A 17,440-nucleotide genomic window follows, 5' to 3' on the forward strand; every position below is an offset into this window, starting at 1 on the left:
CTTTGGTAAAATATAGAATCATGAATATACCACCATCAAAAGTTCCACGAGTTATTGTTGTAGGGGGCGGATTTGGAGGGGTAACGCTTTCGCGAAAGCTCGTCCAACAACATGTTCAAGTCGTACTTATAGACCGCCACAATTACCACAATTTCCAGCCGTTGATGTATCAGGTGGCTACTTGTGCTTTGGAACCTGATTCTATAGCCTTTCCATTAAGGGGGCTTGTCAAAGACACCACTAATTTTATATTCCGACTCGCTGAAGTTGTTGCGGTAGATCCCCTTCTCAAGGTGCTCAAAACCTCTATTGGAGAGGTGACTTTTGATTACTTGGTCATCGCTACAGGAACTGCAACCAATTTTTTCGGTAACCAAGTGCTAGAAGAAACGGCTTTACCAATGAAAAGTGTTCCTCAGGCGTTAGACATCAGAAGTTACATGCTTCAAAACCTAGAAAAGGCTACCTTGACCAGCGATGCAGAAGAACAAAAGAAGCTTATGCGCATCGTGATTTCTGGAGCAGGTCCGACTGGAGTAGAATTGGCTGGGGCCTTTGCCGAATTTAAAAAAGGCGTGCTTCCTCATGACTATCCAGAACTCCTTCCCGAGCACATGGAAATTCATTTATTAGATGGCAGTAGCCGAGTTTTGGCTAGTATGAGTGAGAAAGCTTCGCAAAAAGCCGAAAAATATTTGAAAGAGCTTGGGGTAAATGTCCACCTTAATGTAATGGTGAAGAGCTATAAAGAGGAAACGGTTTTAACCAATACAGATTTAAAAATTGAAGCACTCACATTTATATGGAGCGCTGGAGTGATTGGAAATCCGGTACCGGGGATTCGAGAAGAAAGTATCGATCAAAAATCACAGCGTTTTCTCGTCGATCGCATGAATAGGGTAAACGGGTGTGAAACTATTTTTGCCATAGGTGATGTGGCTTTGATGAAAACACCTGAATTTCCACAGGGACACCCTCAAGTGGCACAACCAGCAATACAGCAAGGCAAGTTACTGGTCAAGAATTTTAAACGATTACTACTCGATCAACCACTTAAAGAATTTTCTTATTTGGACAAAGGGAGTATGGCCACCATAGGAAGAAATAAGGCCGTGGCCGATATAAAATCAGTGACTCTAGGTGGTTTTTTAGCTTGGATGGCGTGGTTGGGAGTACACCTGTACTTCTTAGTAGGAGTAAGGAACAGGTTAGTGGTGTTTTTAAACTGGGTGTACAGCTACTTCAACTTTGACCGAGCAGCACGATTGATTATGAGACCGTATCAAAAGAAAGACATTTCTGATGAGTAGCATTCCTTTTAAATCTATTAGAATTAAACAGCAGTAAGAGCCTTGTAGCCTACAATTATCGCTTAAATTACCTATAAATAGGACTTCCTTTAGTACCTTTGTACCATCTGTTCTACTACCTGTGGAATTGATAATAAGACCTAATTTATAATAAAAAACCAATCCGTATGAGTAAGTATGACGTTGCAGTAATAGGTTCTGGACCTGGTGGATATGTAGCCGCAATACGATGTGCACAGCTAGGTATGAAAACTGCTATTATCGAAAAATACCATAGCTTAGGGGGGACTTGTCTTAACGTAGGATGTATACCTTCCAAAGCACTGTTAGATTCTTCTCACCATTATGACGATGCCATGAAGCATTTTGAAGAACATGGTATTGAGATTCCAGGAGAGATAAAAATTAATTTCGAAAAAATGATTGCGCGTAAAAAGCAAGTGGTAGATACCACATGTGATGGTGTGCAGTATTTAATGAAAAAAAACGAGATTGATGTCTTTACGGGTATGGGGTCTTTTGTCGACGCGACTCATATTAAAATAGACGGTGAGAAATCAGAAACTATTGAAGCTGCCAATACTATTATTGCTACAGGTTCCAAGCCTGGAAGCCTTCCTTTTATAACTCTAGATAAAGAAAGAGTCATCACTTCTACAGAAGCATTATCTCTTAAAGAGATTCCTAAACACCTAATCGTTATAGGCGGTGGAGTGATAGGACTTGAGCTAGGTCAAGTATATAAGAGACTAGGAGCTGAGGTAACGGTTATTGAATATATGGACCGCATTACTCCAGCGATGGATAAGACCCTTTCTAAAGAATTGATGAAGGTGCTTAAAAAACAACAAGTGAAATTCCACCTTTCTCATGCAGTAAATAAAGTAGAGCGCAATGGTGATGCGGTTAAGGTAACGGCCAAAAATAAAAAAGGCGAAGACGTGGTATTTGAAGGAGATTATTGCCTTGTTGCTGTTGGAAGACGCCCTTATACAGATCAATTAAATGCAACGGCAGCTGGTGTTAAGATCAATGAACGAGGTCAGGTAGAAGTCAACGAGCAGATGCAAACGAATGTACCTAACATCTATGCAGTAGGAGATGTGGTACGTGGCATCATGTTGGCACATAAAGCTGAGGAAGAAGGAGTTTTTGTCGCAGAAGTACTTGCGGGTCAACAACCTCATATCAATTATAACCTCATCCCTAATGTCGTCTATACCTGGCCAGAAGTAGCCAGTGTAGGTAAAACAGAAGAAGAATTAATAGCAGCAGGAATAGCATTCAAAGCTGGTTCTTTTCCTATGCGTGCCTTAGGAAGGTCACGTGCCTCTGGAGATGTGGATGGCTTGGTTAAAATTCTTGCTGATACAACTACCGATGAGGTCTTAGGGGTACACATCATAGGAGCTAGAGCAGCTGACCTTATTGCTGAAGCAGTTACCGCTATGGAATTTAGAGCTAGTGCTGAAGATATCGCAAGAATGTCTCACGCGCACCCTACTTATGCCGAGGCGGTGAAAGAAGCTGCTCTTGCTGCAACAGCTGACAGAGCGCTACACGTTTAATAGTGGTAAATTGAGTATGGTTCCAGCCGATTCCTTAAGAGTCGGCTTTTTTTGTAAACATAAACTAGTAGTCGAGCAATTACAACTGAAGCTCAACTCCCATGCTTTTAAAACGAACGGCACCCACCTCCGGAGCGTGCAGTTGCTTCAAGGAGGCCAACCAACGGATCAAAACAGGTCTCCAAAGCGTTCTTGTACCGCTTTTACAACTGCGGGAGGACACTTCAACACGGTTGGATCGAGCATCACAGACTCCTGCGGAACCCCATTAGCACAGCGTTATGGAACGCATTCCTCCTTTGCCGATGTCCTGATCTATAATGCAGCTCTTGGGTTCTTAATTTTTAGAACAAAAGGGTGTTGATGCAGGAGTTGTAGGATCCAATCATACCCCTTATAAGGATGGTTTTCTTTAGTGGGGCAGCAGTTATAGGATCATTCCTGTTCAATTTCCAGATTTGGTTTAACCAAAATATGTGGGGGACTCCTATACTTCTTAGGATATTTCATTATGGGTACGAGGGGGGTTACCTTGGTGTTTTTAGGATAGGTATGTGGAATTGGTAGTATATTTGTTGCGCTATGAAACAAAGACAACTACATCAGTTTCCATTACTTGATGCTGCAAGTTTTAAAAAGAACTTGCTGTCGTTTTATGCTGCCGAAAAATACCTGGTGTATTTAGAGAGCAATCAAGGCAGTTTAAAATTTGATTCTTATGCCAGCTTAATCGGGGTAGGAGCTATAGATCACATCACCTGTAAAAGCGGAACCGCATTTGAGCAGTTAAACACTTTTAGAGCTGCTCATCAAGACTGGATGTTTGGTTTTTTAAGTTACGATCTAAAAAACGAGCTGGAAGATTTAGAGAGCACCCATCAAGACCTTTTGGAGGTTCCAGAGGGATGCTTTTTTGTACCCGAGTTGGTGTTTGAAATTTCGGAGAAGCAAGTAAGGCTTCATTCCTTTATAGCCTTACAGAAGGAAGCGCAGGAGTTGATTCAAAAAATACAAGAGCATTCTTTTTCCAAACCAACATCAACTTCCCAAAAGGCGGTATTAAAAGCCAAAGATTCTAAAGAAGCTTACTTGCAAAAAGCGTATCAGGTGCTGGATCACATTCATAGAGGGGATATTTATGAAGCTAATTTTTGCACTCAATTTTATGCGGAAGATGTGGTAGTGGACGCGCAAAAGGCCTTTTATGATTTGAACAGCATTAGTGAACCTCCTTTTGCTGTCTATGCCAGATATCAGTCTTTTTATGCGATATGCGCAAGTCCAGAACGCTATTTAAAAAAGACGGGGAACCAACTCATTTCCCAACCTATCAAAGGCACTGCAAAAAGATCTGCCGACTCCGTAGAAGATGAATCCCTTAAAGCAGCTCTTTTTAATGATCCTAAGGAGCGATCTGAAAACGTGATGATCGTTGACTTAGTGAGAAATGACCTTTCTAAAACAGCGGTAAAAGGAAGTGTTGCCGTAGAGGAACTTTTTGGGATCTACAGCTTTAAGCAAGTACACCAAATGATCAGTACCGTAACGGCCGAGTTAGATTCAAAATATACGGCTATTGACGCCCTCAAGACCACCTTTCCTATGGGTAGCATGACCGGCGCACCTAAGATAAGTGCTATGGAAATCATTGATAAAAACGAATCCTTTAAAAGAGGATGGTACAGCGGGGCGATAGGGTACTTTACTCCTCATGACGATTTTGACTTTAATGTGGTGATACGTACGATCTTATACAATGAAGATAGAAAAGCACTTTCCTTTTCGGTAGGCAGTGCACTTACCGCTGCTGCCATTCCCGAAAAGGAATACGAGGAGTGTTTGCTTAAAGCTAAAGCATTATTTGAAGTGCTCGCACTTCAAGGCATTGACTTTGATTAAATTTGCACTATGCTAGCAGCATTTAAAAAACATATCAGCAGTCATTTTCCAGAATTGTTTTCGGTTCCTATTGCTATAGCGATAAGTGGCGGCAAAGACAGTACGGTTTTGGCGCATTTACTGCAACATGTGGATATCAAATATGACTTGATACACTGCAATTTTAAGTTGCGTGGTGCAGAAAGTGATGCAGATCAAGTCTTTGTAGAAAACCTGGCTAAAAAATGGGGATGCCACCTTTATATAGAGTCGTTTGAAACAGAAAAAATAGCGAAGTCTAAAGGTATTTCTATTCAAATGGCAGCTCGAGAGTTGAGGTACCAAGCTTTTGAAGACATTGCGGCGCGTCACCACCTCCAGCACGTGTTGGTAGCCCATCACCTGGACGACCAATTAGAAACTTTTTTGATCAATTTAGGCCGTGGTGCAGGACTTCATGGGCTGACTGGAATACGGGAGCGCAATGGTATTATTGCGAGACCTTTGTTGGTTTTTAACAGCAGTCAGATCAGCGATTTTGCGGTAGAAAATAAAATCGATTGGCGTGAAGATAGCAGCAATAGCAAGACTAAATACGTACGCAATCAACTGCGGCATCAAGTGATTCCTTTGCTTGATGTGGCCTTACCCCATTTAAAAGATAATTTTTCCAATACGTTGCAGTACCTGAAGGGGGCTGAATTATTAGTAGAGGTAGAGGTGGCACGCTTTCGCGAAAGCGGAACAACAACAACACTACAAGGAAACCTAGAAATCTCTATAGAGAAAATCAAAGCTACTGCACAACCAGAAGCCTACCTTTTCGAATTGCTAAAAGAGCACCACTTTAATCTTCCCGATGCCTTAGGACTACTGGATGCAGCTAATGGTAAAAGCATTTTATCAGGCAGCAAAAGACTGACCAAAGATAGAAAGCAGCTGGTGTTAAGCACAGTGGCCGATAGGAATCCTATTTATATGGAAATCCACCCATCTACGGAAAGGGTACCGTTAGATGGCTACCAATTGGAGATCAAAAACATACGTACAAAGGACCCGATGAAGCATATAACACCGGCTGTTCCTAGTTCTAAAGTGGTACTTGATGCAACAGGATTAGAATATCCTTTAGTTTTGAGAAATTGGCAGCATGGAGATCGCATGCACCCTTTTGGAATGAAGGGCAGTAAATTGATCAGCGATTTGTTAACTGACTGCAAAATTCCTTCTTTAGAACGAGAAAAAGCACTAGTATTGACAAGTGGTAGCACCATCTTATGGCTGGTAGGGTTCAGAGCGAGCCAACACCACAAAATTACGAGTAGCACTACATCTATAATTGAAATATCCTCAGACTTATGAAAAAGCTTCTGTTTGCAGTAATAGCTTTAATTTCACTACAACTAACCGCACAACAAGACCCTACTTCTTGGTCTACGGAAGTTAAAAAAGGTTCAGATCAGGAATATGAGCTGATCACTACGGCTGTCATAGAGCCGGGATGGCACGTGTATTCACAAACCACATCTCCAGAAAATAGAGGGCCAATTCCGACGACCTTAAGCTTTTATGAGGTAGAAGAGCAAATAGAACTGCTAGGAATTAATGAGGAAACTGGATCGTATAGAGAATATTCCCCTGTATGGGAGTTTCCGGTATACCAGTTCTCTGACACCGCTGTTTTTAAACAAAAAATAAAAGTTCTTGATACCGAGTTAACCTACATCCTTGCCGAAGTATTTTTTATGACCTGTGATGAAGAACGGTGTTTGCGGCCTAAAGGCGTTCCTCTTATTTTTAAATTGGACCCTAATGCCGCTGTCCCACCTAACGTTGCTGACGTCATTGAAACCTATCTGGACGAAGAAAAGGACCCTATCTTAGCCATGGCTCCAGAAGTTTCCTCTTTTCAAGTTAAGGAACCGCACCAAAAAGAAGAAGTTCAAAAAGATCAAGACGCCAAAAAAAAAAATGATCCAGAGGTAGCCGATCAAGAGGATAAAAAAGACCGCAGTCTTTGGACTATTTTTATTGTAGCATTCCTTTCGGGATTTGCAGCACTTCTCACTCCTTGCGTTTTCCCTATGATACCGCTTACGGTAAGCTTTTTTACCAAGCAGAGCAAAAACAGGGCAAAAGCTATTTCGAATGCGATACTCTACGGTGTTTTTATCATCGTTATTTATGTGCTTTTAGGTACTGTTGTGACCGCTATTTTCGGTTCAGAATCCTTGAACCAGCTCAGTACCAATGTGTATTTTAATGTGGCATTCTTCCTGATATTAGTAATTTTTGCGGCTTCCTTTTTAGGAGCTTTTGAGATCACGTTGCCACAATCTTGGGCTAACAAAGCAGACGAAAAAGCCAATAAAGGCGGTATTGTGGGGATCTTTTTTATGGCACTAGCTCTTGCGATTGTCTCCTTTTCCTGTACCGGGCCTATTGTTGGTTCCCTTATTGTAGAAGCCGCTTCTAAAGGGGGCCTAGCTCCAGTAATTGGAATGCTGGGGTTCTCACTAGCTATAGCCTTACCCTTTGCCTTGTTTGCTATTTTTCCTGGATGGTTGAACTCACTCCCAAAATCTGGGGGATGGTTAACTACCGTAAAAGTGGTGTTAGGATTTTTAGAATTGGCCTTGGCTTTTAAATTCTTATCGGCAGCAGATTTGGTTTTTCAAACGCATTATTTAGAGCGGGAAGTGTTTTTGGCATTGTGGATAGCTATTTTTGGAGGGCTAGCCCTATATCTTTTAGGTAAAATTAACATGCCGCATCACGGTCCAGAATCCAGCATATCTGTAGGCAGGTTGTTTCTAGGATTGATCGTATTGACTTTTACCATCTACATGATTCCCGGGCTTTGGGGAGCGCCTTTAAAAATAATTTCTGGATTCCCACCACCATTGAACTATGCCGAAGCACCATATGGTGTAGGATATACCAAGTTGGAGGCAAACCTAGAGCTTCCAGAAGGAGCACATCTAACGGTTCACGACATCACCGCTTTTCATGATTATGAACAAGGACGGGCATATGCCCAGAAAGTGAATAAGCCTATTCTGCTAGATTTTACAGGTTGGGCATGTGTGAATTGTCGCAAGATGGAAGAACGGGTGTGGAGCGAGCCTGCGATTTTAACTATGTTGAAAACTGATTTCGTACTCATCTCCCTTTATGTGGATGATAAAAACAAGCTTCCTAAGGAACAACAATACCGCTCTGAAGTCACTGGAAAGAAAGTGCGCACTATTGGAGATAAATGGATGGAATTTCAGAAAAAAAATTATCAAGTGGCGGCACAACCTTTATATGTGATCAAAGATAAAGATGGAAACGATAAAGGTCAACCTATTGCCTATACTCCAGAAGCCGACCGTTATGAAGCTTGGTTGAGAAAGGGCTTGGAGAAATAGTCCATTTAATTAAAGAATATCTAAAAACCGATTCTGATAGGAATCGGTTTTTTTGTTGCTTATAGTTATAGTTCAATACAACACTATAAAACAAACTCTTGGTATAGTAGCTTTGATGCTGCTTATATGTGGAAAGGAAGAAGGGGAAAACTTTCGGGAACTCTAAAGGATTCTGCATCAAGTGCGGAAAATAATTTCAAAAGCTACAATTATAGCCTACTGCCTACTGCCTAATGTAATGGAACCTGCTTACTGAAAACTGAGACTGAGACTGATTCCGCATCAAGTGCGGAAAATAATTTCAAAAGCTACAATTATAAAATACTGCCTACCCCAATTGGTGAGCTTGCTCGCAAATCAACCTGCCTACTGAAAACTGAGACTGAGACTGATTCTGCATCAAGTGCGGAAAATAATTTCCAAAGCTACAATTATAAAATACTGCCTACTCCAATTGGTGAGCTTGCTCGCAAATCAACCTGCCTACTGAAAACTGAGACTGAGACTGATTCTGCATCAAGTGCGGAAAATAATTTCAAAAGCTACAATTATAGCATACTGCCTACTCCAATTGGTGAGCTTGCTCACAAATCAACCTGCCTACTGAAAACTGAGACTGAGACTGAGACTGATTCCGCATCAAGTGCGGAAAATAATTTCAAAAGCTACAATTATAGCCTACTACCCACTGCCTACTGGAATGCAACCTGCCTACTGAAAACTGAGACTGAGACTGATTCCGCATCAAGTGCGGAAAATAATTTCAAAAGCTACAATTATAAAATACTGCCTACTCCAATTGGTGAGCTTGCTCACAAATCAACCTGCCTACTGAAAACTGAGACTGAGACTGATTCTGCATCAAGTGCGGAAAATAATTTCAAAAGCTACAATTATAAAATAATGCCTACTCCAATTGGTGAGCTTGCTCGCAAATCAACCTGCCTACTGAAAACTGAGACTGAGAATGATTCCGCATCAAGTGAGGAAAATAATTTCAAAAGCTACAATTATAAAATACTGCCTACTCCAATTGGTGAGCTTGCTCACAAATCAACCTGCCTACTGAAAACTGAGACTGAGACTGAGACTGATTCCGCATCAAGTGCGGAAAATAATTTCAAAAGCTACAATTATAGCCTACTACCCACTGCCTACTGGAATGCAACCTGCCTACTGAAAACTGAAAACTGGATAGTGGAAATAAGACAAAAAAAAAGGATCGCATCAGCGACCCTTTTTATTATCATAAGTACCAGTAACATTAGTTGACTTTAAAAGTAACTCTTCTTACTAATTGTCTCGCATCTGTACTGTTTTTATCTACAGAAGCGTCTTCACCGTCACCATTCTGAGTCAAACGACTGGCGTCAATTCCAGCAGCGGCAAGTACATCACTCACCATTTTTGCACGACGCTCTGATAAGCTTTTGTTGTATTCAGGGCTTCCTATTTCATCAGCAAAACCAGTAAGCGTTGCCGTAGCACTTGGATGGTCCTTCATGTATTGAACGATGGTATTGATTGCTCCTAAAGAATAGGTAGTAGGTTTGGTACTGTTAAACCTGAAGTACACATTTACATAACCTTCATTAATCAGTTGTTTGATCTGATTTTGGTTAGCAGCATTAGCGCTGTTAATAGCAGTTTGTACATCAGACTGGCTAGCGTAACGCGCATTTAAAGAGCTTTCCATATCATCTGGAATACCGTTTTTATTCATGTCTATAGCACGACCTTTACTGTCAACACGAACACCACTTTCTGTAGTATTGTCTCGATCTAAGTAATTAGGCACCCCATCTTGATCGTCATCAGCATTCTCTATGGCCATTTTTTCCATTTGAGCGGCAATAGCGTCTACTTTTGCCTCTATGGGATCTTGAGCAAAGTCTGCTGGATCAGTTCCTTCTCCTAAGTAAAAGGTAAGACCAACAGAAGCATTGATCATCAATCCTTCAAATCCGCGTACCTCAGTTCCTAGTACAGCACCATCCCATCCGTAATGATTACGAGTAGTTCCTATAATCGTCAAATCTGTAAAAACCGCGATGTTTTTTGTTACTCGGTATTGAGGAGCAATACCTGCCGTAAAATTCAAGTGATGGTCGGTGGCATCTGTTAAAGTGCGCGCATTAGAAGTAAGAAAACCTACCCCTATACCTCCATGACCTAGAATACCAAATCTAGAAGAAGCGCTTTTTAAGTTGACAAAGTCACCTAAATTCACGATTCCCTCTAATCCTACTCGGTAGTAGTCAGATTCAAAAGTTACAGAAGCATCAGCATCACTTTGTATGTTGTTGTAACCGAATTCCAAACCAACTCCAAAACTTCTAGTGAACATATAACGAACCCCTAGGTCCGCTTGCCATAAATCTGGAGTGCTGACATAACCGTCAACAAAAGGTCGTGTAGGCTTGTGAACACCTGCACCTACATCAATCGCCCATCTTTGAAATGTTGCGTTTTCATTAATTTCTGAAGATGTGGCATCTTCTGTTTGCGCTGCAGCTACCAAGCTGAAGAACAGTATGGTAAGAGTAAATAATTTTTTCATAATAGTTATATCTTGCTTTCGGTTACAAATATATAACTATATTCTGAAGGGCAATAGCTTTAAAACCTATAAATTGCCATTAAATAGGCCTACCTGTGTTTTTTAGAGGTGCTTAAAGCCGTTGTTGTTAAAAATCCCTACCTAATGCTAATCAGCAGGTTACTGGCATACAGCTGTTTTGAAGGCGATAAGGGTCATCTAAGTTTTTAATAAATGCGCCGCTCATTTTATTCTGTTAACTTTGTCAAGAACTTTTTTCTGTTGCTTTTATAGCTTTCAGGCTTCAAAAAATCCGTTGTAATGAATTCAAAAAAGATTTTAATCACTGGTGGTGCTGGTTTTATTGGTTCGCATGTGGTTCGTTTATTGGTCACCTCATATCCTGATTATGAGATTTACAATATAGACGCACTTACCTATGCAGGGAATTTAGAGAACCTTATAGACGTGGAACCGCATTCTAATTACCATTTTTTAAAAGCAGACATTACAGATGGTACTGCTATAGACCAGTTATTTCAGCGCTATAAGTTTGATAGTGTGATTCACTTAGCAGCAGAGTCTCATGTAGATCGGTCCATCATAGATCCGCTGTCTTTTGCCAAAACCAATGTCTTAGGAACCTTGAATTTATTAGAATCCTTTAAAAAGCACAGTGAGGTTAAAAAAGGATTGTTTTATCACATCAGTACTGACGAAGTCTATGGAAGCTTAGGAGCAACCGGCCTTTTCACGGAACACACTTCTTACGACCCCAATTCTCCCTATTCCGCATCTAAAGCGAGTTCCGATCACTTTGTAAGAGCTTATGGAGCCACTTACGGTCTTCCTTTTGTAATATCTAACTGCTCCAACAATTACGGATCCTTTCAGTTTCCTGAAAAATTAATTCCGTTGTGCATTAATAACATTATTAATTCAAAATCCTTACCAGTGTATGGAGACGGAAATTATACCAGAGACTGGTTGTATGTAGAAGATCATGCAACAGCTATAGCTACTGTTTTTCATAAAGGTAAAAATGGAGAGACCTATAATATAGGAGGGCACAACGAGTGGAAGAATATCGACCTGATCAAGTTGCTTTGTTCCAAAATGGATGCGCGGTTGGGCAGAGCAGCAGGGGAAAGTGAAAAATTAATCACCTTTGTTAAAGATAGACCAGGTCATGATGTGAGGTATGCGATTGACGCCTCAAAAATAGAACGAGAATTGGGCTGGAAACCCAGCGTGACCTTTGAAGAAGGATTGTCCAAAACAGTTGACTGGTATTTAAAGAATCAGGATTGGATGGAAAAAGTCATTAGCGGAGAATATCAACACTATTATAAGGAGCAGTATTCTTCTGATTAACAAAAATTAAACCGAATTTCACAAATGGATGTCGAGAATATTTTATACAAAGAAGAAAGCTTCCAAATTATTGGAGCATGTATGAAAGTCCATACTGCTTTAGGTGCGGGTTTTCTAGAATCTGTTTATCATGAAGCTCTAGAGAAAGAGTTTAAAAATCAGGAAATAGAATTTGACAGTAAGAGAAAACTTCAAGTTTATTATAATAATGTTCCTTTAAAAAAATAGTTTATAGCGGACTTTATCTGTTTTAATAAAATAATTATTGAAATCAAAGCAGCCTCATTTTTACATAAAGACACGGAAGCTCAAACTATCAACTACCTTAAATCCACTAATTATAAGTTAGGTTTATTGGTTAACTTTGGACAATCAAGTTGAACTTGGAAAAGAGTTATAAACACCAAATAATCCGCGCAAATCCGCCTTAATTCGCGAAAATCTTTAAAAAAATGAAAGGAATAATTTTAGCTGGTGGCTCAGGAACCAGATTGCACCCGTTAACCTTGGCGGTAAGTAAACAACTCTTACCTATTTACGACAAGCCGATGGTCTATTACCCACTGTCTGTGTTAATGGAAGCGGGGATTACAGAAGTACTATTGATAACTACCCCAAATGACCTTCCCAACTTTGAACGCCTCCTCGGTGATGGAAGTAAATTTGGCATTTCTATTACCTATAAAGAACAGCCTAGCCCAGACGGTCTCGCACAAGCATTTATTCTCGGTGAAGCATTTATAGGGAATGATCCGGTAGCACTGGTATTAGGAGATAATATTTTCTATGGTGCTGGATTTTCTGATGTGTTGGAACGCGCCGTACATCAAGTCACTTCAAAAAATGTAGCTGTCGTATTCGGCAATTACGTAAAAGATCCAGAGCGTTATGGGGTAGCCAGTTTTGACACTGAAGGAAACCTGGTGGGTATAGAGGAGAAACCAGAACATCCAGCATCCAACTATGCTGTAGTAGGTCTGTATTTTTATCCCAATTCGGTGATCCAAGTAGCCAAAGCATTAAAACCCTCCAAAAGAGGGGAGCTAGAGATCACGGCCGTCAATCAGTATTACTTAGCACACAAGAGTTTAGAAATGCAACTGCTCAGTCGCGGCTTTGCTTGGTTGGATACCGGAACGCATGAGGCGCTTACCGAGGCAACCGAATTTGTAAAAGCCATAGAAAAAAGAACAGGTCTTAAAATAGCCTGTTTGGAAGAGATTGCCCTGTCTCAAAAAAGAATTACTAGAGAAGCTCTTTATAATGGAGTCCAACACTTGAAGGGGGATTATTACGATTATATAAAAGAAGTGGTTCTTAGAAAAGAAACAAATTAATTAATAGTGTTGTAGTTGTTGTTCTGAGAGGACTGCTACAATAAAAAATAACTACCTACCTTTGTTCTTTACTTTTCGCAGAGACAACGAATAACAAACCACTATAAAATTGGAAAAAGATAAAATATTAATTACCGGAGCCGCAGGGTTTATAGGGAGCAACTTAGCTGAGTACTTTGTTAAAAAGGGTTATCATGTTGTAGGTCTTGATAATTTGGCTACGGGCCATTTACACAATCTCAATCCCATACTAGGCACACATAATTTTGAATTTATAAATGCTGACATCAGGGATATAGAAGTTTGTCACAAAGCCGTATCTGGGGTCACCTATGTATTGCATCAAGCAGCCTTAGGAAGTGTCCCTAGATCCATCAACGACCCCATTACTACCAATGAAGTGAATGTAGGGGGTTTTTTAAACATGCTGGTAGCCTGTAAAGAAGCCGGTGTCAAGAAAATGGTTTACGCGGCAAGTTCTTCTACTTATGGAGACTCAAAAGCCTTGCCTAAAGTAGAAGAGGTGATAGGCAAACCCCTCTCCCCGTATGCAATCACCAAATATGTCAACGAATTGTATGCAGACGTTTTTTATAAAACCTACGGGTTAAATACGATAGGCTTAAGGTATTTTAATGTGTTCGGTAGAAGGCAAGATCCTAATGGAGCCTATGCCGCGGTAATCCCCCTCTTCACTAAGCAATTGATGAATAAGCAATCTCCAACATTAAACGGAGACGGAACCTTTTCCAGAGACTTTACCTATATCGATAACGTGATACAAGCAAACGAAAAAGCCATGCTGGCAAATAGTAAAGAAGCCGAAAACACTGTTTTTAACGTCGCTTATGGAGACCGTACAGATTTAAATATGCTTGTTGACTTGCTTAAAACCTCCTTGTCTAAATACGATCCTGACATTAAAAACCTTGAGGTGATCAATGGTCCCCTAAGGGCTGGTGATGTTCCTCATTCTTTGGCTTCCATTGACAAGGCCAGAACTTTATTGGGATATGATCCTCAATTTGATTTAAAAGCCGGACTAGATCAAGCGGTAGATTGGTACTGGTCTAATCTATAATTATTAATACCGCTTTCGCGAAAGCAAAACAACCAACCATGTTCTTATGAGAAAAAAAATTACAATAATAGGATTAGGCTATGTAGGTTTACCTTTAGCCAGACTTTTTGCTACAAAATACAGTGTAATCGGTTTTGATATCAATAAATCAAGAGTTGCAGAGTTAAATACTGGCGTAGACAGTACGCTAGAAGTGGAAAATGAGGTGCTTTTAAAGGTGCTTAAAAAAGAAAAAAGCGATGAGAATGGCTTGTATTGTACCACAGAGAGTGACGATATTGCTGACTCTAATATATATATAGTAACGGTCCCTACACCGGTAGACAAGAATAACCGTCCCATATTAACGCCGTTGTACAAAGCGAGTGAAACAGTAGGTAACGTGTTAAAAAAAGGAGATATCGTAGTTTATGAGTCCACCGTATATCCTGGGGCTACAGAGGAAGAATGTGTACCTGTGTTAGAAACAATAAGCGGACTTCAATACAATAAAGACTTTTTTGTGGGATACTCTCCAGAACGCATCAATCCAGGAGATAAGGAACATACCGTAGATAAAATACTCAAAGTAACTTCTGGCAGTACTCCAGAAATAGGTGCTGAAGTAGATGCCCTGTATAACCAAGTGATCACCGCAGGAACGCATTTAGCACCAACAATTAGGGTGGCAGAGGCAGCAAAAGTGATCGAGAATTCGCAAAGGGATATTAATATTGCCTTTGTCAACGAATTGGCAAAAATATTTAATAAACTCGATATCAATACCCATGATGTTTTAGAAGCCGCTGGGACCAAATGGAATTTTCTTCCTTTTTCACCCGGTTTGGTAGGGGGACACTGTATAGGAGTAGATCCGTATTATTTAGCTCAAAAAGCACAAGAAGTGGGGTACCATCCAGAGATCATACTTGCTGGAAGGCGCATGAACGACAGTATGGGAAGTTATGTGGCTGGAGAAGTGGTTAAATTAATGCTCTCCAAAGACATTAGTGTTAAGAATGCTAAAGTCCTGGTTTTAGGAATGACCTTTAAGGAAAATTGTCCTGATGTGAGAAATACCAAAGTGATTGATGTGATTTCTAACCTTAAAGAATACGGGGTAACGGTGACTATTTATGATCCACTGGCACATCCTGACGAAGTAGCGCAGGAATACGGCGTGCGCAATTTAAAGGTGTTAAAAAAGGAGACGTATCACGCTATTGTTTTAGCTGTAGCTCATAACGAATTCTTAAGTTTGAATTTTGAAAAATTATTAGAGCCTCAAGGAGTCATTTACGATGTAAAGGGCGTTTTAGGATCTCGTGCAGATAAGCGATTGTAATATGAAAGTAAAAAATATTTGTTGTATTGGTGCCGGTTATGTAGGAGGGCCTACCATGACCATGATAGCCGCAAAGTGCCCGCACATCAAAGTGACTGTGGTGGATATCAATGAAAAACGCATCGCCGCATGGAACGATCCTGAGGTCAACAACATCCCTATTTATGAACCCGGATTATCGGATTTGGTAGGGCAAACTAGGGGGAACAACTTGTTCTTTTCTACCGATGTTAAGGCAGCCATTCAAGCAGCCGACATGATTTTTATCTCGGTCAATACCCCGACCAAAACCTATGGGGTGGGAAAAGGCATGGCGGCCGATTTAAAATACATCGAGCTGTGCGCCAGACAAATAGCCGAGGTGGCGACTTCTGATAAAATTATCGTCGAAAAGTCCACCCTACCCGTACGAACAGCAGAGGCCATAAGAAGCATCCTGGACCATACCGGTAACGGAGTGCAGTTTGACATACTTTCCAATCCAGAATTCCTGGCCGAAGGAACCGCTGTAAGCGATTTGTTGCACCCAGACCGAGTGCTTATAGGTGGCGAGCAAACAGAGAATGGAAAAAGAGCTCAAAAGGCCTTGGTGGACGTATATTCCAACTGGGTTCCTAAAGAACGTATATTGACCACTAACGTTTGGTCGTCAGAGCTTTCTAAGCTGACCGCAAATGCCTTTCTTGCACAGCGAGTAAGCAGCATCAATGCCCTGTCAGAATTATGCGAAGTGACCGAGGCAGATGTAACTGAAGTGGCGAGAGCCATAGGAACCGATACTCGAATAGGGGCTAAGTTTTTAAAAGCCTCAGTTGGTTTTGGAGGTTCTTGTTTTCAAAAAGACATTTTGAATTTGGTCTATATCGCTCAATCGTATGGACTACAAGAAGTAGCCGATTATTGGGAGCAAGTCATCATCATGAACGACCACCAAAAAAGAAGGTTTGCTAAAAAGATTGTTAAAACCTTATTCCATACCGTATCTGGAAAAAAAATAGCCTTATTGGGTTGGGCCTTTAAAAAAGATACCAACGATACTCGAGAGTCGGCAGCCATCTATGTAGCCGACTACCTCTTAAACGAACAAGCAGCAATTACGGTTTACGATCCCAAAGTAACCGCAGAACAAATCTACAGCGACCTTAATTATTTGGGTACCAGAACCGATGAGGAAAACCGCAGGCTTCTTCAAGTAGTTACGGATCCTCTACAAGCCGTAGATCAAGCACATGCGGTAGCGGTACTGACCGAATGGGACGAATTCCTAGACTACGACTGGAAAAAAATACACGAGCACATGTTAAAACCTGCATTTCTGTTTGACGGCCGCATGTTATTGGATCAAGAAATGCTTCAAACCATCGGATTTAAAACCTACACCATAGGAAAGGGCTAGCTAGATCGGTACCCCTGTTTTCCAAGCCCTTCCTCTGACGCCCTAAAAGTCAACAGGAGTTCCTAGTCAGCATCTGGCGCTCAAGTGCTTGCAGGAGATCAGGTGCTAAGCTTTTAAAAAGACCCCCACCGGCAGGGTAATTTTGTTGCAAAAATCTTGGTTGAAGTTTAAAAAATGAGTACTTTTGGTACTCAGTAACCGTTCAATAACCATGCTCGAA

General features: G+C 40.8%; 12 protein-coding genes and 1 pseudogene. 12 read left to right on the forward strand and 1 reads right to left on the reverse strand.

Features of this window, described 5'->3' with window-relative positions; all coding sequences use genetic code 11:
- The first annotated feature begins 20 nt into the window (after positions 1 to 20).
- The 6 genes from KG732_RS07865 to KG732_RS07890 all read left to right on the forward strand — a co-directional run bounded on the left by KG732_RS07865 (position 21) and on the right by KG732_RS07890 (position 8,169).
- On the forward strand, positions 21 to 1,310 hold the full coding sequence (locus KG732_RS07865; protein WP_213522198.1) for an NAD(P)/FAD-dependent oxidoreductase: 1,290 nt from the start codon (positions 21 to 23) through the stop codon (positions 1,308 to 1,310).
- 167 nt (positions 1,311 to 1,477) lie between these two features.
- Complete coding sequence (lpdA, locus tag KG732_RS07870) at positions 1,478 to 2,878, forward strand: dihydrolipoyl dehydrogenase (protein WP_213522200.1); 1,401 nt, start codon at positions 1,478 to 1,480, stop codon at positions 2,876 to 2,878.
- Positions 2,879 to 2,888: 10 nt separating this feature from the next.
- Positions 2,889 to 3,242, forward strand: coding sequence for a hypothetical protein (locus tag KG732_RS07875; RefSeq protein WP_213522201.1), 354 nt, complete (start codon positions 2,889 to 2,891; stop codon positions 3,240 to 3,242).
- A gap of 218 nt (positions 3,243 to 3,460) precedes the next feature.
- A complete protein-coding gene (locus KG732_RS07880) occupies positions 3,461 to 4,777 on the forward strand; it encodes an anthranilate synthase component I family protein (RefSeq protein WP_213522203.1) in 1,317 nt (438 codons plus the stop codon).
- 9 nt (positions 4,778 to 4,786) lie between these two features.
- Positions 4,787 to 6,118: a tRNA lysidine(34) synthetase TilS gene (gene tilS, locus KG732_RS07885; RefSeq protein ID WP_213522210.1), complete on the forward strand. Its 1,332-nt coding sequence runs from the start codon at positions 4,787 to 4,789 to the stop codon at positions 6,116 to 6,118.
- Positions 6,115 to 8,169: a protein-disulfide reductase DsbD gene (locus KG732_RS07890; protein ID WP_213522212.1), complete on the forward strand. Its 2,055-nt coding sequence runs from the start codon at positions 6,115 to 6,117 to the stop codon at positions 8,167 to 8,169. The genes tilS and KG732_RS07890 overlap by 4 nt, the downstream gene beginning before the upstream one ends.
- A 1,264-nt stretch (positions 8,170 to 9,433) precedes the next feature.
- On the opposite strand, the gene KG732_RS07895 is transcribed toward KG732_RS07890, so the two are convergent.
- Entirely contained in the window at positions 9,434 to 10,729 is a 1,296-nt protein-coding gene (locus KG732_RS07895) for an OmpA family protein (protein ID WP_213522214.1), read from the reverse strand.
- 300 nt (positions 10,730 to 11,029) lie between these two features.
- Between KG732_RS07895 and rfbB the strand changes: the two genes are divergently transcribed.
- The 6 genes and pseudogenes from rfbB to KG732_RS07930 all read left to right on the forward strand — a co-directional run bounded on the left by rfbB (position 11,030) and on the right by KG732_RS07930 (position 17,220).
- Entirely contained in the window at positions 11,030 to 12,082 is a 1,053-nt protein-coding gene (rfbB, locus tag KG732_RS07900; protein ID WP_213522216.1) for a dTDP-glucose 4,6-dehydratase, read from the forward strand.
- A 24-nt stretch (positions 12,083 to 12,106) separates the two neighbouring features.
- Positions 12,107 to 12,463 (forward strand): annotated as a pseudogene (locus KG732_RS13070) (GxxExxY protein).
- Positions 12,464 to 12,534: 71 nt separating this feature from the next.
- A complete protein-coding gene (rfbA, locus tag KG732_RS07915) occupies positions 12,535 to 13,419 on the forward strand; it encodes a glucose-1-phosphate thymidylyltransferase RfbA (protein ID WP_213522219.1) in 885 nt (294 codons plus the stop codon).
- 109 nt (positions 13,420 to 13,528) lie between these two features.
- A complete protein-coding gene (locus KG732_RS07920) occupies positions 13,529 to 14,500 on the forward strand; it encodes an SDR family oxidoreductase (RefSeq protein ID WP_300980390.1) in 972 nt (323 codons plus the stop codon).
- A gap of 46 nt (positions 14,501 to 14,546) precedes the next feature.
- Positions 14,547 to 15,824, forward strand: coding sequence for a nucleotide sugar dehydrogenase (locus KG732_RS07925; RefSeq protein ID WP_213522221.1), 1,278 nt, complete (start codon positions 14,547 to 14,549; stop codon positions 15,822 to 15,824).
- A 1-nt stretch (position 15,825) separates the two neighbouring features.
- Positions 15,826 to 17,220 carry a UDP-glucose 6-dehydrogenase gene (locus KG732_RS07930; RefSeq protein WP_213522223.1) on the forward strand — a complete coding sequence of 465 codons (1,395 nt, stop codon included), beginning with the start codon at positions 15,826 to 15,828 and terminating at the stop codon, positions 17,218 to 17,220.
- Positions 17,221 to 17,440: the final 220 nt, after the last annotated feature.

The sequence above is a fragment of the Nonlabens sp. genome, from assembly GCF_018401815.1.
In the GTDB taxonomy this organism is placed as follows: Bacteria; Bacteroidota; Bacteroidia; order Flavobacteriales; family Flavobacteriaceae; genus Nonlabens.

Bases quoted from the DNA above. Each gene is read 5' to 3' on its own strand.
- KG732_RS07865 (WP_213522198.1), top strand. From the start codon at position 21: ATGAATATACCACCATCAAAAGTTCCACGAGTTATTGTTGTAGGGGGC.
- lpdA (WP_213522200.1), top strand. From the start codon at position 1,478: ATGAGTAAGTATGACGTTGCAGTAATAGGTTCTGGACCTGGTGGATAT.
- KG732_RS07880 (WP_213522203.1), top strand. From the start codon at position 3,461: ATGAAACAAAGACAACTACATCAGTTTCCATTACTTGATGCTGCAAGT.
- tilS (WP_213522210.1), top strand. From the start codon at position 4,787: ATGCTAGCAGCATTTAAAAAACATATCAGCAGTCATTTTCCAGAATTG.
- KG732_RS07890 (WP_213522212.1), top strand. From the start codon at position 6,115: ATGAAAAAGCTTCTGTTTGCAGTAATAGCTTTAATTTCACTACAACTA.
- KG732_RS07895 (WP_213522214.1), bottom strand. From the start codon at position 10,729: ATGAAAAAATTATTTACTCTTACCATACTGTTCTTCAGCTTGGTAGCT.
- rfbB (WP_213522216.1), top strand. From the start codon at position 11,030: ATGAATTCAAAAAAGATTTTAATCACTGGTGGTGCTGGTTTTATTGGT.
- rfbA (WP_213522219.1), top strand. From the start codon at position 12,535: ATGAAAGGAATAATTTTAGCTGGTGGCTCAGGAACCAGATTGCACCCG.
- KG732_RS07925 (WP_213522221.1), top strand. From the start codon at position 14,547: ATGAGAAAAAAAATTACAATAATAGGATTAGGCTATGTAGGTTTACCT.
- KG732_RS07930 (WP_213522223.1), top strand. From the start codon at position 15,826: ATGAAAGTAAAAAATATTTGTTGTATTGGTGCCGGTTATGTAGGAGGG.